This is a genomic window from Mycobacterium persicum (assembly GCF_002086915.1).
Lineage (GTDB): Bacteria > Actinomycetota > Actinomycetes > Mycobacteriales > Mycobacteriaceae > Mycobacterium > Mycobacterium persicum.
Genome location: NZ_MWQA01000001.1, coordinates 4,940,798 through 4,961,466, shown reverse-complemented (window position 1 = coordinate 4,961,466; position 20,669 = coordinate 4,940,798). Strand labels below are relative to the sequence as shown.

Genomic DNA, 20,669 nt, shown 5'->3' with positions numbered 1-20,669 from the left:
CGCTGCTCGACAGGCCATCCGGGACAGCTAGTCCAACTGTGGAGCATCGAACGCCGCAGATTAGGAAGGAGACAACGAATGCAAATCTCAGCTGCGGTGGTGCCAGAAGTGGGCGCGCCGTTCACTCTCACCGAGGTCGAACTTCAAGACCCAGCACCTGATGAGGTGCTAATCGAGATCGCCGGAGCCGGCATCTGTCACACCGACATCGCGGTGCAGCACGGGCAATTGCCGTTCCCGCTGCCCGGCGTCCTGGGCCATGAGGGCAGTGGAACCGTGGTGCAGGTCGGCGCCGACGTGAAGTCGCTCACCGTAGGTGATCAGGTCGCTGTCAGCTTTAACAGCTGCGGCGCATGCCCCACTTGCGCGACAGGTGAACCCGCCTATTGTCAGGACTTTCTCGCATACAACTTTGGCGGCGTGCGCCCCAACGGATCCTCCGGGTTAGCCTCTGCCGGAACAACATTGGGGGCCAACTTCTTCGGCCAGTCATCGTTGGCGACGCACGCGCTGGCTCACGAACGCAACGTGGTGAAGCTACCGCCGGGTACCCCGGTCGAACTCGTGGGGCCGCTCGGATGCGGCATCCAGACCGGGGCCGGCGCAGTGATGAATTCGCTTGACGTCCAACCCGAATCGACGGTGGTAGTCGCCGGCGCGGGGGCGGTCGGCCTGTCCGCGGTGCTGGCGGCCGTGGTGCGCGAGGCCACGTCCATCATCGCAATCGATCTGCACGAGAGCAGGCGGAAGCTGGCCATCGATCTTGGCGCCACCCATGCTATCGACCCGAACGCTGGCCCTCTGGCCGACCAGATTAGAGAGATCTCACCGGCGGGCGCCGGTTACGCGATTGACACTACGGCGGTGCCGCCCGTCACCGAGCAGCTGCTTGCCTGCCTTGGCGTGCGGGGCAAGCTGGGGTTGCTGGGCGTGCCTGCCAGTCCGGAGGCCGTCTTTTCGGTTGGGCTATTCCAGCCACCCCTGCTCGGCCTCACTATCCGAGGCATCATCGAAGGCGACGCCGACCCGCAAGTCTTCATCCCCTACCTGCTCGATCTGCATCGTCAGGGCAAGTTCCCGTTCGACAAGCTGATCACCACGATGCCGCTGGCCCAGATCAACGAGGCGGTGCAGGCACAGCACCGCGGCGAGATCCTCAAAGCCGTGCTGACTCCGTGATTGGAGTTGCGCAATGACCGAATACGAGGCCATCGTCCTTGAGTCATCCGGGCCGATTGCCCGCATCACCTTGAATCGCCCCGATACCGCTAACGCGATGAATGACACACTGCTCCGCGAGCTTGCTGATGCGGCCAAGCGCTGCGATCGCGGTGCCACCAAGGTTGTCGTCCTCACCGGTGCTGGACGATTCTTCAGCGCCGGCGGAGATCTCAGGGCGATGGCATCGTCATCGAGCACGCCCGGCGACTACGTCAAGGCGATGGCCGACGACCTGCACCGCGCCATCTCCACGTTCGCCCGGATGGACGCGGTACTGATCACCGCCGTCAACGGGGTTGCGGCTGGAGCCGGTTTCAGTCTGGCGGTGACGGGCGACCTGGTGCTTGCGGCAGAGTCGGCGTCGTTCACGATGGCTTACACCACAGCCGGTTTGAGCCCCGACGGCAGCTCGTCGTTCTATCTGCCCCGGCTCATCGGCGTCCGCAGGACGCAGGAGTTGATGTTGACCAATCGAGCACTGTCCGCGGCTGAGGCGTTGGCGTGGGGCTTGGTGACGGAAGTCGCCGAGGGTACGGAGCTGGCTGCCCGCACGGATGCGCTCGCGGAGAAAGTCGCTTCTGGCGCAAGGCAATCCGCGTCAGCAGTGAAGAAGCTGGTGTTGATGTCGTTCAAAAACGGCCTCGAGGAACAGATGGAGTTGGAGGGTCGGCTCATCGCCGAATGCGCCGATTCCTCCGACGGAAACGAGGGCATCAACGCGTTTCTCGAAAAGCGCCGACCGCAGTTCGCACATTAAGCGCCGAGCGACTGGACCGAATCTCCACGCAAGGAAACCGGCTGCAGCTGCTGTCGGGTCGAGACCTGACCCGCACACTGCCAGGAGCAGCCAGAATATTTGATCAGGTACGACGCTGACGTTTCCGCTGTATTGTCGTCAATTCGGCGGAGCCCGCCCGGATGCCGCCGCGGTGTGCAACGCGTTGACGGCTACGGCCCTAGCGCCGAGATCGGCAGGACGTGAACCCCGTCGGTTCGTTTCCCACCACCGCCGGTCGCAGTCACGACAACGAGAGCAGACGGGTTGCCATGCTTCGAGGCATCCACGTCGGTCGCGAAGTGTAGGAGGCCCTTCGCCGCGCTGTCGATGACGTTTTGGTCGCCCGTCAGCTTCACCTCGAATGCGGCCCAGCCGTCCGGTGTGTCGACGATCGCATCAACCTCCTTGCGACCATGAGACTCGCGCCAGGAGTACATCGCGCCGCCGAGCGGCTGGGCATAGATGCGAAGGTCGCGGACTGCCATCGCCTCGAAGTGGAATCCGGCGGCCTCGATGTCAGCAAGCAGATCCCGCGATCCAACCTGGAGCGCGGCGGTGCCCAGTGACGGGTCGACGAAGTAACGAACCGGCGCCTCGCGTAGTTCGGTGCGCGAACGCATCTGGGGCTTCCACGCCGGCGAGTTCTCGGTCAGCTTGAGTCGGTCAAGCGCGTCGAGGTAGGAGTTCACCGTCTCCTTTGCCGGAGCCCGGTGATCGTCACCGGCGATGTCTGCGCCTAGTGCGGTGACTTTGATCGCCGTCCCGACGGATCGCCCGAGCGACGCGAGTGCACGGCGAAGTCGGTCCGGAGTGCGCTTGCCGGTGCCGAGCTCAGGAATGTCGATGTCGACGACTTGGGCAAGGTAGTCGGCAAGCCACCCCCGCGCAGTGCGCTCGGACTGATCGAGCAACGCCGGCCAGCCGCCGATGACGATCCGCTCCATGAGGCCCGGGACCGTCATTGCGGTCCGCTTCGCTTGCTGGTCTTCGCCGCGCAGCAGAGCAGCCAGCGAAACCTCACCCGTCGAGTGGCCGGATTCGAATAGGCTCATCGGCCGCATCCGGAGGGTGCCGATCCGACCCGCGCCGGAGTGCAATTCGCGCTCATATCTCGGAGTCGCCGATCCGGTCAAGATGTACAGGCCACGGCGGCGCAGATCGTCGACATGCCGCCGTACCTGGTCCCATATCTCCGGCGCGCGCTGCCATTCATCGAAGAGAATCGGCGTTTCTTGGTCGAACAGCTCGTCCGGGTTGAGTCCCAGTAGCGCCCGCGCGTTCGGGTCGGTATCGAAGCGAACTGAACTCTTCGCCTGCTGGAGGGCGGTTTCCGTCTTGCCGCAGCCCTTCGGCCCATCGATGAGAACAGCACCGATCGAGGTCAGCCGCTCGGACAGCTCGGCGTCGAGGACGCGTGCGCGATAGTCGAACATGACGCCAGTCTACGTTTCCGACAACTTTCATTCGCTGTTTTCGACAGTTCATCCTCGCCGTTTTCGACAGTCTAGATTCGCCCGTTCCGGCAACCGCGGGCGATACATCAAAATCCATGAAGTAATCCCGCCAGGAAACCGGACCATGTCCCCATGCCTGAATGCGCGACACCCTAACCGCTCGTTGTCGCCAAAAATCGACCCAGACGACCCGAACAGCTAACGTCGTAGCGAAGAGTAAGGCGCGGTCAGGATGGATTGATCACTGGTGGAGCTAAGGGGACTCGAACCCCTGGATCTGGTCCTCGTCAACCCCACTAGCTGGGCCTTTGACCTTACTCGATCGATTTCAGTGCAATTCGTCACCTGCGGTTTTCGGTTCGGCGCGTTGACGGCGTCAACACAGCGCAACGTCTCCATTGTTTCAGCGATGGTCTCAGGCTTGGACCGAAAAAATAACTCGACCATCGCCGAACACCGCGGGTGCTGCCACCTGTCACACGGACACCACCCCCGACGACCTGCACCTACTGGGACAAGGCCGGCTGGGATGCCGAGGCCGTGCGCGACGATCTGAGACAACGTCGTCTTAGTGGCCCCGCCCGTTATCAACGGGTAGCAACACGCTCGAATCTATGTATGCGACAAGGGGGCTGATGCTGGGCAAGTCATCGTTGTTGCCGGTTCATGGGCTGGCGAAGCAGCACGCCTGGACCGTGATCATGTCGACCTCGACGCCGGTGTGGTGCGCATCGCTAACTCGAAATACGACAAATCCAGGCAGATCTTGCTGCACCACACCACAATTGCGGTGCTGCGCGATTACAGCCAGCTGCGAGAGCACACCGCCGGCACCGAGGGGTGGTCAGCGTTTTTCGTCTCGGCCAGCGGCCGATTGGTGGTCAACACGATCGACTACACCTTCGCCGATCTGCTCGGTCCCGCCGGAATCCATACCACCACCGGCCAGCCGCATCCGAGGGTCGGTGATCTGCGTCATTCCTTCGCAGTGCGCACTCTTCTGGAGTGCTATCGCGGTGGCGCCGACGTCCAAGCGCAGCTGCCGCTGCTATCGACTTGGATGGGCCATATTTCGCCACGAAGGTGGGCCTCCGCTGCTGATCGGGGCGGGGGGACGCCACGAATCGACGGGTCGTCGAGTTCGGGGGCGGGTGGATTTCTGGTGGTGGCGACGTGGAGCAATTCGCTCAGACCGCGCGCGGAGTGCGAACTGCGTAGAAGGAGGCGGGTCGAGACGGTTCGCCTCGGCTGGTCGCATTGGGCTATTTCGCGCTCGGGGATGGTGCCGCCGTGGCCGCGAGGACCTACCTGGGTCACTATTACGGCTTCAGCGGTGAGTATGCCAAGCACGTGATCTCGGGGGCGATGAAGAGCCGCGATGAGGTGGTCGAAGCCATCGGCGCCTTCAGCGCGGCGGGCTGCGACGAGCTGATCATGTTTCCGTGCATCGCCGATCCCGAGCAGGTCGATCATCTCGCCGTCGCTGCGAACCTCAAACCGGGCAGCACCCAGTGACAGTGCGTTCGCTCACGACGCCATCTCAGCCGAATACCAAGACGCAAATAGCGGGGGATTTCATGACGAATACCAGTAAAGATCCCATCGTGGTCATTGGAGCGACCGGCCAGCAGGGTTCGGCAACGGTGGACGCATTGGTCGATCGTGGGATGGCTGTCCGCGCTCTTACGCGCAGCGTCGACAGCGCTGCAGCGCGGGCGCTGGCCGGACGTGGAGTGGAAGTCGTTGAGGCCGAGTTGGATGCGCCGGACTCCATCCGGCGTGCCTTCGAGGGCGCCGGAGCCGCTTTCGCGATGACGAGCTTGTTGGGACCGCGCGGCGTCGACGGTGAGGTCGCGCACGGCAAAGTTATCGTCGAGGCGGCGCACGCCGCCCAACTACCATTTCTCGTGTACAGCTCGGTTGGTGGTGCCGAGCGCAAGTCCGGGGTGCCCCATTTCGAGAGCAAGAGGCGGGTCGAGGAGTTTCTGATCGGCGCGGTGCCCGCGAACATCATCCGGCCGGCGTTCTTCATGGAGAACCTGTTGGAGATGATCGATAGAAAGGATGGCAAGCTGGCGTTCAGCATGGCCATGCCCGGAAACGTTCCGCTGCAGATGATTTCGGTTCGCGACATCGGTAGCGTGGCCGCGACTCTACTGGTTCGCCGCGACTCCGCCGCTGCGCCGGTGGAGATTGCCGGCGACGAAGTTAGCGGCGAGCAGATCGCCAACCTGGTGGCTCAGCGGTTTGGTGAATCTGCCACATTCGTTGAGCTGCCGCTCGATGTATTCGGCGACGATGACGACGGCAGAGCTATGTTTCGTTGGTTCTCCGATCCGCCTTCCTATCGCGCCGATTTCGCTCGTACTCGCGACCTCGGCGACGACGTAGAGGATCTGTCGCGCTGGCTGGCGAGGCAGCCCAGCCCGTACTCCGAGGCTCAATCCTAGGATCTGAAAACTCTTCCGCCCCAACGCGGTTGATCGGGCCACCCACTCCGCAGGGCCTGTGCTCCCGAGATATGAGCATCATTCGTTTCGCGCCTCACCAAAACACCCGTGTCACGGGCCTGAGGAAAGTCCGACACGCTTCTGAGCTCGTCTATGCGGCTCGGTATACCTTGTGCTGCATGCCCAGTCGGTTGTCGCCGGCGGGGAGTAGACGGCCTTCGCCGATAAAGACTGCACGGTTGACCCAGTTGTAGCGCGGATCGCCGGTGGTCAGCGTCCAGGTGGTGCGAATCGATTGGTCGGTGAATTCGGTTGGTGTGAGCGATTGGACGGCCTGTAAGAAGGCCTCGGTGGGTTCGACGAAGCCTTGGTACGCGACGTGGATGAGTGCTCCGTCGTCGGTTTGCATCAGGACGCGCACGTCGATGGCGGCGTAGCCGTCATCGAGTTGGCGGAACAGGTCGGTGCCGGGGTGAACGCTGTTTGCGTTCAATCGGTCACCGATGAGCCGTGCCGAGGGAAGTACATGGTGGTGAAGCACGCCGTTGTCGAGTCGACCTATGTCGGAGGGCTGTTCGGCCGCGACGGTCCACTCAAATTCGTAGGTCAAACGCATCGATTTCTCTCCTCCCACCGCTGACGGTTAGTTAATTATCGATGATCTTCAGGACATCAATTACCGCAGAGCCCGGATCGATGAGAGCGCCGAATTCTTTGATGGACGAACGAAAGTGCGCGCTTTGTTCATGCTCGGCGACCGCGGCGATCGAGGCCCACCGATCATGGAGGTAGAAGGTGAGGCCGTCTTCGCCGCGGCTGACGGTGTATAGAAGATTGCCCGGTTCCGCGCGTGACGGGACGGCCACGGCTCGCAGGACCTCGGCGAGTCTGTCTGCGGCTTGCTGGTCTTCGCCCGCACGATCGTCTGGAGTCCGAAAGGGCTGTTTTCACCGATGCTGCGCCGTATGCGCGCCGGCAAGTCGTCGCCTTGGTCGTGTTCACTCATCGCGGTGCGTCCTTTTCTGTCGTCATTTCGCCCCGATAGCAACGGCCGGGCCGGCACGCAGTATCGCCGGCGCCAGGTTCTGATATTCGCCGCCGAAGTTGTGTTTCCCGACCTGGTGGGTCAATACCCCGAGCTGCTCGATGCTGCGGGCGGCCGCCGCGTGCCCGGTATCAAGTGCTGTGAAGCCAGCATCGCGGGCCAGCGTGGCCACGACCGCTTTGGCTGCAGTATCGTCGCCGGCCAGAAACACCGGCGGCGGGGTGGGCGTGTCATGCCAGAGCCGAATGTCGAGAAGTTGTGAGGGCATGGTGCTGAACGCTTTCACCACCCGAGCGTCGGGCAATTCGCGTTGCAGCTTTTCGGTCGTCGACGAGCGGGCCATGAACTCGAGATCGTGGCTGTGCTGGAAATGCTCGTCGACCCGCAGCGGGTTCATGGTGTCGATGACGATTTTGCCGGCGATCGGACCGGTCGCCGATAGCACGGCGGGTAGCCGCGGCCAGTACACCGAGAACAGCACGACATCGCCGAAGGCGACAGCTTGAGCCGGTGTGCCGCGACGTGCGATCGGATGGTCGACGATAAAATCGTCGAGCTTGCGTTGGCATCCGTCCTTGGCGAGCAGGAGATCATGACCCGCGCGAAGCCACGCCTGCGCTAATGTCCGACCGATGTTGCCAGCGTTGACGACACCGATGCGCACTACGGATTCCTCATCTGGTGGCGACCAAGTCGAATCCACCGCTTGCCTCAATGTATTGGCCGGTAATCCAGGCCGCCTGGTCAGAAGCCAGGAACGCGGCCACGGCGGCTACGTCGTCGGCTTGTCCTAACCGCCGCAACGCGCTGATCTCCGAGATGGCCTGCTGATTGTGCGGGTCGCCGAGAAATTCTGAGCTCAACTCGGTCACCGTCCATCCTGGTGCCAATGCGTTAACCGTGATGCCACGCGGGCCCAGCTCGGCGGCGAGCATGACTGCCAAGGTGTCCACTGCCGCCTTGGCCATGCAGTAGGCGGCGGTAGACACCAGCGGGCGTTTCGACCGCCCGGAAGAAATGAACACGACTCGGCCAGCATCGCGTAAGCGTGGGATGGCGGCCTGAGTAACGAAGAACGGTCCTTTGACATTTGTGGCAAAGACCGCGTCGAAGTCGGCTTCCGACGTGTCCGATGGGGTCCCTGCCCGGCCGGTGCCGGCGTTGTTGATCAGGATGTCGAAGCCAGAATCGTCACGGCGGGAGGTCAGCTCGCCGTCTAAGGTGTCAAACAACGCACGGATACCGGCGTATGAGCTCAGGTCGGCCTGCACGGTGAAGGCTTCACCGCCCGCGGCCGCGATGGCGGCAACCACCGCCTCGGCCGCGGCGGCGTTGGACATGTAGTTGATAGCAACCAGCGCACCGTCGCCGGCTAGCCGCAGCGCGATAGCCCGACCGATGCCCCGCGAGCCCCCCGTAACGACTGCGACCTTGCCGTCCAGCGGCTTGCTCACGGCATATCACCGCCGCAGTTGTGGAACACGATGACCGGAAAACACGATGGCTCACCACATCGGGTGAGACCGCGCATGCCATATCTCACTCACTTTTGATACCCGATGACAGTCACCACGATCTTGTACGTTTCGCGCTTCAGTTGCGCGAGATCCGAGCCCAGGCAGCCGGGGTGGCGCCGACTTGCCGACGAAAATGGCGGCTCAGATGCGCTTGGTCGGCAAACCCGCACAGCGATGCCGTTGCAGCGACTGACATCCCACTGCGCAGGGCGATCTGGGCGCGCAGGACACGGCGTTCCAACACGTAGCGATACGGGGAGCACCCGACGGCCCGCGAAAACAGACGGGTAAACCAGGATGCTTCCACACCAGCCAAAGCAGCAAGGTCGATGACCGAGATGGGGTCGGCGAGGTTTTCTTCAATCCAGTCGGTCACCGCGCGCACGCCGTCCGGCCGCAGTGCCCCGGTGGGTGGCTTCATGGTTCTGCGAGAACCAATGCCGACCCGCAGTAAGAGCCGCTGAATGAGGTGTTGAGATCGCAGCGGTTCGGCACCGGCCACGGCCTCCATACGCAGCAGCTCCAGCAGATGGCGAACAAACCGGTCATCGAACAGACACAGAGCAGGCACCTCGACATATGAACGCCCTAGACGGTCGGCCGCCAGTAGGTCAGCCACACGCGGATTTACTGAGACGTGCAGTGCCTGGACAGGACCCTGCCACTCCCACAACATGGGAAGTCCCGCCGGCATAATCGACATCTGGCCCGCCGACATGCTCCCCTCGCGACTCGAATCCACCCACACCTGCCGCGCAGACGCCACGGGGATCGATTGCAGCACAAACACATGCGCCGACGAATTCTGCTGCTCACATTGCCCGCTCAATTGCGCGCGTTCCTCCACTACCACACCATCGGTGACGACCCTCGCCGCAAACGGATTACCGACTCCCCCGGCAAAAAGATGGCTATTCACACATCCATAATCCGCTCGGTCGATCAAACAGGTCGCCGAGCCCCCGCCGGCATCACCTCAAGATCATTGAGCGTCGCACCGGGTGCGTGTTGTCACCGCTCATCGGTTTGCCGCGCAGAGTGTGGAGGATGGTTGTTCCAGGGTGATGTGGGTGTCCGCGGCTCCGGAGATGAGCCCGTAGTTCTCGGCGGCCGCCTGTCGGCCGATATTCTTTCCCCGCAAGGGGCCGGCAAGCGCCCAGAGTTGGAAGTCGTCGGTGAGCATGTTCAGCTGAGGCTCGAAGTTGCCGGTGTCCCCGTTGCGCAGCGCGGTTGCTACATCGACCGTCGATTGGTGGTCCCCTGTGTCGGTGAAGGTCTCGACGCGGGGGGATAAAAGCGCCGTGCGGGGTGGAAGGTCGCAGCATTCATGTTGATGCCCAACGTTTTCCAGTACCCGACGCGATCCAGTGACTCGTCGGCGAAACGCCGCATCATTCCGCTTTGTGCGTGACTGAAGGCCGCCTGATCGGTCCACTGCGCCACGTTGACGTAGCGGAACCGGGCCTCTTCGCCATTGGCGTCGTCGGTCATCGTTTGGCAGGAGCGCCGCAGTTGTGGTCGAGGTAGTCGGCGAGTGTCCACTGAGGGGGCAGACCGAGTTGCTCAACGACGGGTGCGGAGTCCCAGTGCGGCTGGTACTCGGCGACGAACCCCATGAGCGCGAAAATGTTCGCAGCTGAGGGGGAGAATGGTCGGGCGAGGGTCTGATTGAGCCAGGCCACCCCAGCCGGCAGCGGGATGATCCGCACCTTGCTGCGTCCGGTCGTGGCGGCGATGGTGTCGGCGATCTGCCGCCAGGTCAGCCATTGCGGTCCGTTGGCTTCGATGAGGAGGTCCTCGCTGCCGGTATAAAGTGCGGCGCCGGTAATCATCTCGGCGACATCGCGGGTAGCGATGATCGGGGTGCCGTGCGAGGCGCCGCCGGGAGCCAGAAAGAAGCCGTACTTCTCGGCCAGGTTCCCGGTCAGGGATCCCCAGAATTTGGTGAAGCCGTGGTTGCGGAGCACGGTGGCGTGAGCAGAGGAGTCGACGGCCCCTTTGAAGCCGCCGAATACCAGGAAGACGTCCATGAACGCGGCGTTGCGCACGATGACTGATTGCATGGGCGATTGTTGGAGGCGCTGCTCGAGCCGGCGCTTGCCGGCCAACTCGGGTACTCGCTGCTCCCGCGGATAGCTCGGGGTCGACGATTGGACGAAGCGCTGGACGTCCGCCTTCTCGCAGATCTCGATGAATCCCAGGGCGTGGTCGTTGACGCTGGCAGCATTGTCGGATTTCTTCTGCGGAACAACACCGTTGGCCGTTGAGACAACGACGTCGATCCCCTCGACGGCTTTGGCCATTGACGCATCGTCGGCGAGGTCGCCTGTGACGTAACGGATGACACCGTGGTACGGGTCGCGGATCTTGGCCCCGTCACTGCGCACCAGTGCGGTGACGTCGAATCCTTTGTCCGCCAGAAGGATGGCGATTTTCGAGCCGACGTGTCCGGTGGCTCCTACCACGAGAAACTTGGTTTGAGTGGTGATCTTGACTGGTTCGGCAGCGTTGGTAGTCATCGTCGTGATTCTTTCGTGGTTTTGGGGACGGGAATCGGCGGAGTTGTTGTCAGGGTGTGGTTTTGGTGAAGCAGCCGCGATAGACACCGAGGGTGCCAGCGGCCAAGGCGGCCCCGAAGTTGACGGTGCGGGTGAATCCGTCGTCGATGACCATCGGGATGCCGGGGCCGGGGTGCAGCCCCGCACCGAAGGTCTGGGTGACCCAGTCGCGAACCCATCCGGACTCATCGACCCACTCCAGAGTCTCGAATCCAGCGCCGGTGATCGCCGTCTGCACCTGTTCGGGAGAGTCGAGGTGGCTGTCGGTGCCATCGATCGACCAGGGCATCGGAAAGGTCACGGGGCCATCGGTGATGCGGACGACGTCCCAGATCCCGAACTGATCGCCGTCGCAGAGTCGGTCGGCGATCGCGCGGTACCAGCGGGGCTTGTCGGCGATGTTCATGCAGACGTGCATGCTGATCGCGGCGGTGTAGGGCCGTTGGGGGTGGTGATCCTCGATAGGGTTGTGTTCGAACGTGACTCGGTCGTGCAGACCGCACCGGCGGGTCAGCGTCGTGGCGGTGTCGACATAGCCTGCGGTGATGTCGACGCCGTGCACGCTGGCCCCCGTCGATTCGGCGATCCGCCGGGCCGGTCCGCCGAAACCCGATCCGATATCCAGCACCCGATCGGCCGCCGTCAGGTGCATCGGGCCGATCGTGCGGTCGACGGCGGCCATACCACCGATGTGGTACTGGTCAAGGAAATTCAGCTGCTCCGGGGACAGTGGGCCGGTCAGATCGGCTTCGGCGAGTAGCCGCTCTACGGTCTGCTGCACGCCTGTTTCGGTGTAGGTCATGTTCTTGCTCCTCGTTCGTGATGAAAATGGCCGGTCACCGCGCCAGTTGACGGTCCGGATTGTGGGTGGCATGCCAGGTCGGCGAGTCGACGGCCAGCGTTTCGATCTCCTTGCCGTCCTGGAACATTCGCAGATACCGGTCGGTGTTAGGAGCGGGAGCGGGCATTGCTTTGGTCAGCGTGGTTATCGCACTGGCCATACCGGAGAGTCCGCGGGTGGTGCCCGGCATGGTGGTCGGGCAACGCCGGGCGATGGTCTCCATGGATTTCGGTGCTCGTCCCGTGAGTCGTTGCACCCCGCCGCGGTCGCGTAATTCCGCGGCGCGTGCATCGTCGTGATGCACCATCGCCCGCACCGGAAATCCTTTGTCTAGCAGGGCCATGGCGGTGTGGGGGCCGGTCTTTCCGGCAGCTGAGGTCACCAGGACGGTTCCCAGGCGTCGTACCAGGTGGCGATGGTCTCAATACGGGTGAGGAATTCCCACACTTTGTGCGGCGTGGCGTTGATGCTGATCGACTGAGTCGGCGTGCGGCTGCGCGTGGTCACCGTTGTCAGCTAGCGGGTACAGACTGCAGCGGGCGGGAATTCATCATGGCGGTGTGCTCCTCGCGCCAGCGGGCGTCCTGGATCCCCAGTGTCGGATTGGGGGGAATGGGCAGGTCCCACTGACGATCCAGACGGCGCAGGTTGTAGCCCGGCAGGAACGGGACGGCCATGAATTTCGCCATCGCCGCGAGTCGGTTCGCCGCGGTCTGGCGGGCGAACGGCATCGCCGAATAGCGGCGTGCCGTCGCCAGGAAGCTCTCGGCCGGTGCGCCGGTCAGCTCTTGGAGGGTCTCGGTCACGCCGCCTTCGAATTCGAACACCCCGGCTTTCATGTCGCCGCCGATGTAGCGCAGGTACACACTCGCCGATAGGGGGTCGACACGCTGCTGGCGGGCGACCTTGGTAAACAGCGAATAGGGCAGCGACACCGGGATGACACGGTGGCCCACCGCCTCGGCCACCACAGCGGCCATCTGCTTGCCGGACAACAGCTCCGGGCCGGTCGGGCGGTAGGTCTTGCCGACGTGACGGCCGGGATCCCGCAGGACCGCGACGACAGTGCGGGCGATGTCCTCATTGGAGACCGGTGCCGCCTTCGCGTCACCGCTGAGGACCGGATAGATGCCGAGCAGAGCGGCAAAGTCGATGGTGCGCAGGAAGTTGTCGGCGAACATACCGGGGTTGACTATCGTGTGGGCGATCCCTGGCAGGTCGGCGAACACCCGGTCCATCAGCCAGGTCTGCCGCGTGAAGTTGACCGGGTGGCTGCGATGAGAGGTCCATTGGCTCATCTGCACGATCGACTCCAGGCCGGCGTAGCGTGCGCTCACGGCGAAGGCGACGGCACTCTGCAAGGCATGCGGATGGAAGGGCGCCATGAAGTAGGCGCGCTGGGCGCCCCGCATGGCGGCGACCAGCTGATCCGGGTCGAACAGGTCGGCCACCGCCAACTCGGCGCCCACCCCCCGTAGTGCCTCGGCGCGCCCGTCAAGGCTGCGGACCATGGCACGGACCGGGAATCCCTGGGCGAGCAGGGCATTCACCACGGCCCCGCCGGTCTTTCCGGTCGCCCCGGTGACCAGGATCGTAGGCTTGATCGCCATCGCAGTCTCCTTTTAGATGTTGGTAGTAATCCAATAAGGATTATGTCTATACTCCAAAATGTCAAGCCGAATCAGACGGGAGTCGATGGACATGCGGATGTCCCAGGCGGAGAAGGACAAGAGCCACGCCCGGATCGTGGCCAGTGCGTCCCGGCTGCTACGCGAGCGCGGCATCGACGGTGCCAGCGTCGGAGAGGTGATGAAGGACGCCGGCTTGACCCATGGGGGGTTCTACAAGCACTTCGCCAGCAAGGACGCTCTCGTGGAAACCGCGCTGCAGACGGCCTTCGCGACGTTCACCGAGATACTCAGAACTGGTGGACCGGGCGCGGTGCAGGCTTGGCGGGACGTGTACCTCTCCGACACGCACGTCCACAACCCCGGAAACGGTTGCCCGGTCCCGGCGCTCGGTATGGACGTCGGCCGCGGAACAACTCAGATCAAAGCGGCTTTCAGCCGCGGCGTCGAGGACACCGTCAACGCCCTCGCCGCAACCATGGACGGTGCACCCGAGGAGCGCCGTACCGCCGCGTTGCAACAGTTCAGCATGCTCGTCGGCGCCGTCGTCATCGCCCGCGCCAGCGACCCGGACCTAGCCGCCGAAGTCCTGGCGGCGGCCTCGGCTGCTGTCGAGTGACCGCGACGGCCGCTGACTCCAAAACGGCCGTGGCCCAGCCGCTCCAACTTCTCGGCAGGCGGCAAAGACCCGTACGGGGGCGACTTGCCGTTCAGCGCATAGGATCCACGGCCAATGACCGCTGAGGGCCACCGGATTGGCGATGCAGGCCCGCGATGGGACACCCGCCTGCCGCCTTCACCCCGTCGCCGCACAGGCAGAGGTTGTCAACGTCGTTAGTGTTCCAAGTGACCAGCGCAACGCCGAGGGTAAAGGCGGTGGCAGCCAGCGATCATGGTGGCCATGGCGCCGCCACGAGGGCTGCGGACCGGGGCTCGTAGAGGTGCGCACTGCGGAAGGTGCTGAGGCAGTCGGCGCGGTCGAGGTCACCGCGCCGTGGGTCAATGACCCTTCAGAACTTAGAGATAGTGTTGCGACCGCCCTCTGAAACCACCTTGCCGCCCGCTGGTCCGTTCTCGGTTGCCGTTGACATGTAAGTCCTTTGAGGTCTTTGCGTTTAATCCACACCTGTCACCGCGGTCATTGATATCGGTTAATTCGTGACCACAGTGCCATTCGGCACCCAGCACGAAGTATGTCGAGTCACATACACGTGCTGATGCAGGCAGAACCGTACTCCGCGGCCCATGACGCCCGTCGGCCTGGCCTTTATCGCGATCTCGTAATTCTACGCCGAGGGCACGGCGATCCCGTCGAGACCGAATTGTCCCACCACCGCCAGCGTAATTGGCTGCGCGGCCCACATGTCGCCGCCCGCTGTGCCGTGACACCGCCTACAGCTCGTGCTTCATTTAGCGGAACCGGTATTACTGGGCTAGGCGTGGGCGTTCAACTTACCGTTCTACGGCGCGCCGCTGTCGCGTCATACATCGTCGCCCATCACTTCGGCGAAGGTACCAGCCAGCTCCTCGAACATTTTCTCTGACAATCGATTGTCCCGGAGCGGATCGTAATGGGAAGGGGTGGTGACGCGGCTCAAATAAGCGCCAGCCGCGATCGCTGACCAAATCGTCACCGCGCGACGCACGCGCCGATCAGCAATACAAACACCCATCCTGTCAGCAAGTGCCCAGCCTAAAACTTCCTTCCGAGCTGCTGACGCTTGCCTCACAAGCCTAGGACTCGTTGCGACGACATGAGCCATCGCCAGCATCCGTTCTCGCGTAATCACGCCTCGCCCATCGATAATTGCGGTCAAGACCTCGGTGGTGGCGACCAGAAGAGCAATTTCTGGACTGGCCGTGGGCCTAACCTGCCCGAGCGCTGCGGCGATGCGTTCTAAGACCGAATAAACGACGGACATCACGATCGCATCCTTGGAGGCGAAGTGACGCGCAAGCTGCTCTGGTGCCACTTCGGCGCCGGCGGAAATCGCGCACAGAGTTGTAGCCTCGAAGCCGTATCTCTCGCAAAGATCGAAGGCGGCGTCAATAACCCGCTCGCGGTCGTCTTGCTCCCCCATCAGCGCAGTCACCCTATGCTCTGGCTAGCCGAGGTTGTTGACACTGACCTGCTCATCCCGGCATGCAATTCGATCTCCGTATCACTGCCGTCGGAGAAGCGTCGCGCTAGGCACCGAACTGCCGCTGCACTCGACGCTTGAATAGCGGCTCGCCAGCCCTCGGAGCGTTCTTCGCAACATAGTCCAACTGGCTGCGCAGAAGAGGCCGCGTCGCCTCGCTGTCGTTGACCTACCATGCCAGTCAAAGACTCGCGGTGCGTCGCAGTCGTGTCGTTGATCTGCTGCAGTGCTTCAGGAACGGATGCCGCGAGGGGCAAGCCGTGATCGGTGATGACCCGCAGCGGCGGTTGCATCGCTGAACCGGCGATGACGCTAAATTGTAGACGGGATTTACGTCGGAAGTCAGCGAGCTTCAGGAGGGCTCGGAATCCGGCGATCTCCAGAAATTGCACACGGCAGTAATCCACAATGAGTGGAGACCCGAGTCGCGCGAAGCGCAGGACCTCGCGATCGACAATCTCGGTGTTCGCGGCGTCAACCTCTCCATCGACTCTCACTACGATGGCTAAGCTGCGCGCGGGAACATCCAGCTGCGCCCCCGCGCAGTCGATTAAGGTATGGCGGTGGATGCGACGAGAGCCGACTTTGCTGCGCAAGGTCACAAGAAACGCCCTATCGGTTCACGGTGTCGCAACAAATCCAGCAAAACTAACAGAGCGCCGGGAAAAGACTATCGGGCTGCGAATTCAACTTGCGGCAACAGTAACAGGCGCCAGCGGCATCAGCTAGCCTGACGGAGCGGCCGACAACACCGGTGTTGACCCGTAATCGTATGACTGCCTTGGTCTTTGACACCCTGAAACAGGCGCGCGGGGTGGTGATGTGTTCGTTTTGCGGATGTCGAGCGCACTCGGGTTCGCTTGGCGACTTCCTGTGGTCGCGCGGCGAGCACAGTAACGGTGTGCTTGGCCGCCTGCACGCGGGCTGCGGTTTCCAAGACTTGCAGGATCAGCTTGAGCGACCTGCGCGTCTCATGATGTACTTTCCGGTACAGTCTGTGGTAGGCGAAGCTGGGACGTCGAGGCCGGTCGATCCGCGACGCGATGGTGAAAGGATGTTTGTCCATGCGTGTCCTGCGAACGCCGAATTCTCGTTTCGAGGGGCTGCCGGATTACGAGTTTGCACCTCACTACGTTGCGGTCGACCGCGGCGACGGCGTGGCGTTGAGAATGCACTACCTCGACGAGGGTCCGCGGCGCGCTCCGGCCATCTTGTTGTTGCACGGCGAACCATCATGGTCATATTTATACCGACACATGATTCCGGTGTTGGTCGACGCAGGATTGCGGGCGGTGGCGCTGGACCTCGTGGGATTTGGCCGCAGTGACAAGCCCGCGATGCGTTCGGACTACACGTACCTGGCGCACGTCAATTGGGTTAAAGAAGCCCTCGACACAATCGGCTTGGACGAAATCACGTTAGTAGGCCAAGACTGGGGTGGATTGATCGGCCTGCGAATCGTCGGCGAGGAGCCCGAGCGTTTTAGCCGTGTGGTTGCCGCAAACACGTTTCTACCGACGGGGGAACAACGGGGCAAGGCCTTTCTGGCATGGCAGCGCTACAGTCAAGAAACACCGTCTTTCGATGCAGGCAGGATCGTCAACGGCGGCTGTACGACGAATCTGACTCCCGACGTCATTGCAGCATACGACGCGCCGTTTCCCGGTGACTCCTTTAAGGCTGGGGCGCGCCAATTTCCGATGCTGGTTCCCACCTCGCCCGACGATCCCGCCGCGCCGGCCAATCTCGCGGCGATGGCGGCGCTTGGCCGCTTCACGCGGCCTTTCCTGTGCGCATTCTCTGACCAGGATCCCATCACTCGGGGAGCTGACGCGGTCCTTCGCGAGCACATTCCGGGCGCGAAAAATATTGCTCCGGTCACTATCTCCGGGGCCGGGCACTTCCTCCAAGAAGATCGCGGACCCCAACTAGCCCAAGTCATTGCCGAATTCGTCCACGATTGACAAGCGTTATGCGAGCCGGTGGACATACTTCTCTCAACGCGGTCGGACATTCATGGATACTCAGGTCGATTGGCACTGCCTGTGCTACCGCACTCACCCGTTGCTTTTCCTGGGCGCTCAGCGCGCGATAAACGTTGTGGCACTGACGTTTTGGTCTGATGGTTGGTTTAGGAGGAACCGTCAGATCGCGGTTCAGGCGGAGTTTAGACAGTGGCCAGAACCGTAGTAAAGAACCTGGATGGCGCGTGCATGCTGCGCGAAACCGGCTGGTCCGGTTTGTTGCTGAGGAGGGTACCTGCTCATTTGGACACCGCACAGAGGTGGGGGCAGCGTGAAGTTTGAGTCGATGCGTCGCTCGTGGGCCTGGACATTCGACCTACCGCCAGATGAACTCTGGCCGGTCCTGGCCGACACGAAGCGGTTCAACGAGGCGCTAGGTCTGCCGCCGTACACCCTCGAGGAAACACCGCAACCCAACGGCACGATCCTGCGCCGCGGACGGGCCAAAGCCGCGGGTTTCGCGCAGGAGTGGGAAGAAAAACCCTACGAATGGATCGCGGGTCGACACTTTCGCCAGCGGCGAGTGTTCAGCAAGGGACCATTCCGCCGCTTTGGCCCGGTCTTCGATGTCGAGCCGGACGGCCGAGGCGGTTCGCGTGTGTCTTATACCCTGGAGTGGGAGCCGCTGAACTTGGCGGGGCGACTGTTCGGCACACGACTTGCCGTGCAGGCCGGGAAGAACGTGAAAAGGCGGATCCTGGAGGCAGTCACGTTCGCGCACGGCGCCGCCGAACCCGAGCGGCTGACCCCGTTCGTGCTTCGGGAGCCGGTAATGCCTCCGAGCGCACGTGAACGGGCCACCGCGATGGCCCGCGACATCGACAGTAGCCCGTATGGGAACGGACTCGGCGACCGCCTCGTCGAGCGGGTGCTGAATGCCATGGCGGCCGATCTCGCCAGGCTGCGGCCAAAGGTTCTGGCCGGCGAGTTGGGGGTGCCGCCGCGAGCGGCGACCGAGGCCTGTCTCGCCGGTGTGCGGGCCGGACTGCTCGGCATGAGGTGGGATCTGTTGTGCCCGAACTGCCGTGGGGCCAAGGCCAGCGTTCCGACACTCGCCGAGCTACCCCACGGCGCGCATTGTTCATCGTGCAACATCGACTACGATCGCGACTTCGAACGTAATGTCGAGCTGACCTTTACACCGTCGCCGACGGTACGTCCCCTGCCAGAAGGCGACTTCTGCCTGTCCGGCCCGATGAGCACCGAGCATGTGGCTGTGCAAGTCCTGCTACGCCCGGGAGAGCGCCGCACCGTTCCCGTTGACCTGCCAGCCGGTTCCTATCGGCTGCGCACATTGCACCCTGGCCACGCTGTCGAAGTCGATTATGAAGCGGGCGCCTTTCCCGGTTTGCACATCACTGCAACCGGTGCAGAGTTGCTTGCGACATCTGAGCCGACCGACCGGCCCGGGACCGTGACGTTCGTCAACGACGCTGGCTTCGAGTTGGCAGCGCTGATCGAGGAACGGACCTGGACACGCGAGACACTTACTGCACCGGAAGTGCTTTCCTTGCAAGTCTTCCGCGATCTGTTCGCCGAGGCAACGCTGCGACCGGGCGATGATGCAGGCATCAGCCAGGTGGCACTGCTGTTTACCGACCTGCGAGGCTCCACGGAACTCTACGAACGCGTCGGCGACGCCACTGCCTACAACCTAGTTCGCGAGCACTTCACATTACTCGCCGAGGTCGTACGGGACCACGATGGCGCGGTCGTGAAAACGATCGGCGACGCCGTGATGGCGTCCTTCGACGACCCCGCACAAGCGGTACGGGCGGCGTTGGCTATGCAGCACCGGATCGTCGCGGCAGCATCCGGCGCCGAGCCGCTGGTGTTGAAGATCGGCGTTCATGCCGGACCGAGCGTCGTGGTGACGTTGAATGACCGCCTCGACTATTTCGGCTCCACGGTGAACATGACGGCGCGCCTGCAAGGTCAGAGCGCGGGTGGGGACATCGTACTGTCGCAAGCGCTTGCCTGCGATCCCGCGGTGCGAGAGATGTTATCCACCGTGACCCAGCGCCGCGAGACGGTGGCACTTAAGGGCTTTACCGAACCCGTCGGATTTGTTCGGCTAGTGAGTTGTGAATCCACTGGAATAGCCGATTTGGATCACACGGTCGAATCCTCTTGACCGCGAGAAGAACACCGCAAAGCCAGCGCGTGCAAATTAGTGTTTGACGGTGCTTCCCACGGCGGCAAGCACGGCGATCATCCGCGAGTGAATGCTGCGTACGTCAGTCACGAGGAGTCCCGCGGCGTCGGCTACGGTCCCAAGAGCACCTGCCCCCACTCGCGACCACCGAAACCATGGACTGGTGTGGTCTGTAGTCTCCCAGCGCAACATTTCATGGCTAACTGCTAAGGGGCGAGGATCGACTTCGACAATGACAATCCCTTGCGGTGCGAGCATCTCGGCGGCGCGCTGTAGCACTCGGACAGGGTTGCCACCGATGCCGATGTTCCCGTCGACCAAAAGCACCTGCTGCCAGCACCTCTCGGCTGGAAGCGGACCGAAAAGGTCGGTGCAAATTGCCGCTCCTCCTCGCGAACGCGTCAGCTCGATGGCAGCGACTGACATGTCGACGCCGAGTGCAGGCGATCCGCGGTGATGCAGCGAAGCCGTGAATCGTCCTGGTCCACAGCCCAAGTCAAGTGTTGGGTGCTGCGAGCAACACGCAATAACGTGTTCGTCAACAATACGATCAGAAGCGGCGATTTCAGACGAGCCCATGAAGCGCGCCATTGGAAGCTCCCGTACCTGTCCACGATCATTACGCACCCAACAGCGCGTACCTTGGGCAGCGGCTCGATAAATGACGTCAATCGTGCCAATCATACTGAGGTCAGCTGTCATCGATCTTTCCACTTGTTTGGCCCAAGTTACGCAAAGTCTGTCGCGGACTTGACGACCAACGATGCACCCGTCGAAAAGATAAGGCTGTCAACCAGATCACATTCAGAGGCCAAAATCTGTCTGGTCATGACGACATGCTGCGTAAACCTGACCCT

Annotated in this window: 22 protein-coding genes and 1 pseudogene; 8 read left to right on the top strand and 15 right to left on the bottom strand. The window is 62.7% G+C overall.

All coding sequences use genetic code 11. From position 1 onward, the window contains the following. Window positions 1-78: 78 nt before the first annotated feature. Both B4U45_RS22695 and B4U45_RS22690 read left to right on the top strand, forming a co-directional pair. Window positions 79-1,179 (top strand): NAD(P)-dependent alcohol dehydrogenase, encoded by a 1,101-nt coding sequence (locus B4U45_RS22695; protein ID WP_075545894.1) that lies wholly within the window; start codon window positions 79-81, stop codon window positions 1,177-1,179. Between the two features lie 13 nt (window positions 1,180-1,192). Continuing rightward, on the top strand, window positions 1,193-1,978 hold the full coding sequence (locus tag B4U45_RS22690; protein WP_075545895.1) for an enoyl-CoA hydratase/isomerase family protein: 786 nt from the start codon (window positions 1,193-1,195) through the stop codon (window positions 1,976-1,978). A 191-nt stretch (window positions 1,979-2,169) separates the two neighbouring features. Here B4U45_RS22690 and B4U45_RS22685 read toward each other — a convergent pair whose 3' ends face one another. Then, a complete protein-coding gene (locus tag B4U45_RS22685) occupies window positions 2,170-3,432 on the bottom strand; it encodes an ATP-binding protein (protein ID WP_075545896.1) in 1,263 nt (420 codons plus the stop codon). A 631-nt stretch (window positions 3,433-4,063) separates the two neighbouring features. On the opposite strand from B4U45_RS22685, the gene B4U45_RS30545 reads away from it, so the two are divergent. The 3 genes from B4U45_RS30545 to B4U45_RS22670 all read left to right on the top strand — a co-directional run bounded on the left by B4U45_RS30545 (window position 4,064) and on the right by B4U45_RS22670 (window position 5,903). Beyond that, a complete protein-coding gene (locus B4U45_RS30545) occupies window positions 4,064-4,807 on the top strand; it encodes a tyrosine-type recombinase/integrase (protein WP_080691691.1) in 744 nt (247 codons plus the stop codon). After that, window positions 4,744-4,968 carry a hypothetical protein gene (locus tag B4U45_RS22675; RefSeq protein ID WP_131808264.1) on the top strand — a complete coding sequence of 75 codons (225 nt, stop codon included), beginning with the start codon at window positions 4,744-4,746 and terminating at the stop codon, window positions 4,966-4,968. Before B4U45_RS30545 ends, B4U45_RS22675 begins: the two co-directional genes overlap by 64 nt. Before the next feature lie 62 nt (window positions 4,969-5,030). Beyond that, complete coding sequence (locus B4U45_RS22670) at window positions 5,031-5,903, top strand: NmrA family NAD(P)-binding protein (RefSeq protein WP_071321539.1); 873 nt, start codon at window positions 5,031-5,033, stop codon at window positions 5,901-5,903. Window positions 5,904-6,054: 151 nt separating this feature from the next. Here the strand turns inward: B4U45_RS22670 and B4U45_RS22665 are convergent, their stop codons facing one another. From B4U45_RS22665 to B4U45_RS22615, 11 genes and pseudogenes are all read right to left on the bottom strand, one after another. Then, complete coding sequence (locus B4U45_RS22665) at window positions 6,055-6,519, bottom strand: DUF3237 domain-containing protein (RefSeq protein WP_075545898.1); 465 nt, start codon at window positions 6,517-6,519, stop codon at window positions 6,055-6,057. 31 nt (window positions 6,520-6,550) lie between these two features. Then, window positions 6,551-6,790, bottom strand: a pseudogene (locus B4U45_RS22660) (putative quinol monooxygenase); the annotation flags it as partial. A gap of 141 nt (window positions 6,791-6,931) precedes the next feature. After that, entirely contained in the window at window positions 6,932-7,612 is a 681-nt protein-coding gene (locus B4U45_RS22655) for an NADPH-dependent F420 reductase (RefSeq protein WP_033717985.1), read from the bottom strand. Window positions 7,613-7,622: 10 nt separating this feature from the next. After that, window positions 7,623-8,402 carry an SDR family NAD(P)-dependent oxidoreductase gene (locus B4U45_RS22650; protein ID WP_033717987.1) on the bottom strand — a complete coding sequence of 260 codons (780 nt, stop codon included), beginning with the start codon at window positions 8,400-8,402 and terminating at the stop codon, window positions 7,623-7,625. Between the two features lie 139 nt (window positions 8,403-8,541). Then, window positions 8,542-9,312 carry a helix-turn-helix domain-containing protein gene (locus tag B4U45_RS22645; RefSeq protein ID WP_071321467.1) on the bottom strand — a complete coding sequence of 257 codons (771 nt, stop codon included), beginning with the start codon at window positions 9,310-9,312 and terminating at the stop codon, window positions 8,542-8,544. A 386-nt stretch (window positions 9,313-9,698) separates the two neighbouring features. Beyond that, window positions 9,699-9,956 carry a hypothetical protein gene (locus tag B4U45_RS22640; protein WP_033717990.1) on the bottom strand — a complete coding sequence of 86 codons (258 nt, stop codon included), beginning with the start codon at window positions 9,954-9,956 and terminating at the stop codon, window positions 9,699-9,701. After that, window positions 9,953-10,984 carry an SDR family oxidoreductase gene (locus B4U45_RS22635; RefSeq protein ID WP_033717992.1) on the bottom strand — a complete coding sequence of 344 codons (1,032 nt, stop codon included), beginning with the start codon at window positions 10,982-10,984 and terminating at the stop codon, window positions 9,953-9,955. Before B4U45_RS22635 ends, B4U45_RS22640 begins: the two co-directional genes overlap by 4 nt. Window positions 10,985-11,033: 49 nt before the next feature. Continuing rightward, window positions 11,034-11,825, bottom strand: coding sequence for an SAM-dependent methyltransferase (locus B4U45_RS22630; RefSeq protein ID WP_033717994.1), 792 nt, complete (start codon window positions 11,823-11,825; stop codon window positions 11,034-11,036). 34 nt (window positions 11,826-11,859) lie between these two features. Then, window positions 11,860-12,246, bottom strand: coding sequence for a hypothetical protein (locus B4U45_RS22625; protein WP_033717995.1), 387 nt, complete (start codon window positions 12,244-12,246; stop codon window positions 11,860-11,862). Then, entirely contained in the window at window positions 12,243-12,371 is a 129-nt protein-coding gene (locus tag B4U45_RS22620; protein WP_217809555.1) for an SRPBCC family protein, read from the bottom strand. Before B4U45_RS22620 ends, B4U45_RS22625 begins: the two co-directional genes overlap by 4 nt. A 5-nt stretch (window positions 12,372-12,376) precedes the next feature. Next, complete coding sequence (locus B4U45_RS22615) at window positions 12,377-13,474, bottom strand: NmrA family NAD(P)-binding protein (protein ID WP_033717997.1); 1,098 nt, start codon at window positions 13,472-13,474, stop codon at window positions 12,377-12,379. A gap of 58 nt (window positions 13,475-13,532) precedes the next feature. Here B4U45_RS22615 and B4U45_RS22610 point away from each other — a divergent pair, with 58 nt between their 5' ends. Next, complete coding sequence (locus B4U45_RS22610; protein WP_080691729.1) at window positions 13,533-14,111, top strand: TetR/AcrR family transcriptional regulator; 579 nt, start codon at window positions 13,533-13,535, stop codon at window positions 14,109-14,111. A gap of 862 nt (window positions 14,112-14,973) precedes the next feature. Here the strand turns inward: B4U45_RS22610 and B4U45_RS22605 are convergent. Then, window positions 14,974-15,585 (bottom strand): TetR/AcrR family transcriptional regulator, encoded by a 612-nt coding sequence (locus tag B4U45_RS22605; RefSeq protein ID WP_033717999.1) that lies wholly within the window; start codon window positions 15,583-15,585, stop codon window positions 14,974-14,976. Next, window positions 15,582-16,235: an STAS domain-containing protein gene (locus tag B4U45_RS30540; protein ID WP_075545900.1), complete on the bottom strand. Its 654-nt coding sequence runs from the start codon at window positions 16,233-16,235 to the stop codon at window positions 15,582-15,584. The genes B4U45_RS22605 and B4U45_RS30540 overlap by 4 nt, the downstream gene beginning before the upstream one ends. Window positions 16,236-16,697: 462 nt before the next feature. Between B4U45_RS30540 and B4U45_RS22600 the strand changes: the two genes are divergently transcribed. Together B4U45_RS22600 and B4U45_RS22595 are read left to right on the top strand one after the other, a co-directional pair. Beyond that, on the top strand, window positions 16,698-17,597 hold the full coding sequence (locus B4U45_RS22600; protein ID WP_033718000.1) for a haloalkane dehalogenase: 900 nt from the start codon (window positions 16,698-16,700) through the stop codon (window positions 17,595-17,597). 583 nt (window positions 17,598-18,180) lie between these two features. After that, window positions 18,181-19,791: an adenylate/guanylate cyclase domain-containing protein gene (locus tag B4U45_RS22595; protein WP_158006308.1), complete on the top strand. Its 1,611-nt coding sequence runs from the start codon at window positions 18,181-18,183 to the stop codon at window positions 19,789-19,791. 36 nt (window positions 19,792-19,827) lie between these two features. On the opposite strand, the gene B4U45_RS22590 is transcribed toward B4U45_RS22595, so the two are convergent. Further along, window positions 19,828-20,391: a class I SAM-dependent methyltransferase gene (locus B4U45_RS22590; protein ID WP_225345397.1), complete on the bottom strand. Its 564-nt coding sequence runs from the start codon at window positions 20,389-20,391 to the stop codon at window positions 19,828-19,830. Between the last annotated feature and the right edge of the window lie 278 nt (window positions 20,392-20,669).

Bases quoted from the DNA above. Each gene is read 5' to 3' on its own strand.
- B4U45_RS22635 (WP_033717992.1), bottom strand. From the start codon at position 10,984: ATGACTACCAACGCTGCCGAACCAGTCAAGATCACCACTCAAACCAAG.
- B4U45_RS22610 (WP_080691729.1), top strand. From the start codon at position 13,533: ATGTCAAGCCGAATCAGACGGGAGTCGATGGACATGCGGATGTCCCAG.
- B4U45_RS22695 (WP_075545894.1), top strand. From the start codon at position 79: ATGCAAATCTCAGCTGCGGTGGTGCCAGAAGTGGGCGCGCCGTTCACT.
- B4U45_RS22590 (WP_225345397.1), bottom strand. From the start codon at position 20,391: ATGGGCTCGTCTGAAATCGCCGCTTCTGATCGTATTGTTGACGAACAC.
- B4U45_RS22630 (WP_033717994.1), bottom strand. From the start codon at position 11,825: ATGACCTACACCGAAACAGGCGTGCAGCAGACCGTAGAGCGGCTACTC.
- B4U45_RS22670 (WP_071321539.1), top strand. From the start codon at position 5,031: ATGACGAATACCAGTAAAGATCCCATCGTGGTCATTGGAGCGACCGGC.
- B4U45_RS22690 (WP_075545895.1), top strand. From the start codon at position 1,193: ATGACCGAATACGAGGCCATCGTCCTTGAGTCATCCGGGCCGATTGCC.
- B4U45_RS22640 (WP_033717990.1), bottom strand. From the start codon at position 9,956: ATGACCGACGACGCCAATGGCGAAGAGGCCCGGTTCCGCTACGTCAAC.
- B4U45_RS22665 (WP_075545898.1), bottom strand. From the start codon at position 6,519: ATGCGTTTGACCTACGAATTTGAGTGGACCGTCGCGGCCGAACAGCCC.
- B4U45_RS22685 (WP_075545896.1), bottom strand. From the start codon at position 3,432: ATGTTCGACTATCGCGCACGCGTCCTCGACGCCGAGCTGTCCGAGCGG.
- B4U45_RS22600 (WP_033718000.1), top strand. From the start codon at position 16,698: ATGCGTGTCCTGCGAACGCCGAATTCTCGTTTCGAGGGGCTGCCGGAT.
- B4U45_RS22615 (WP_033717997.1), bottom strand. From the start codon at position 13,474: ATGGCGATCAAGCCTACGATCCTGGTCACCGGGGCGACCGGAAAGACC.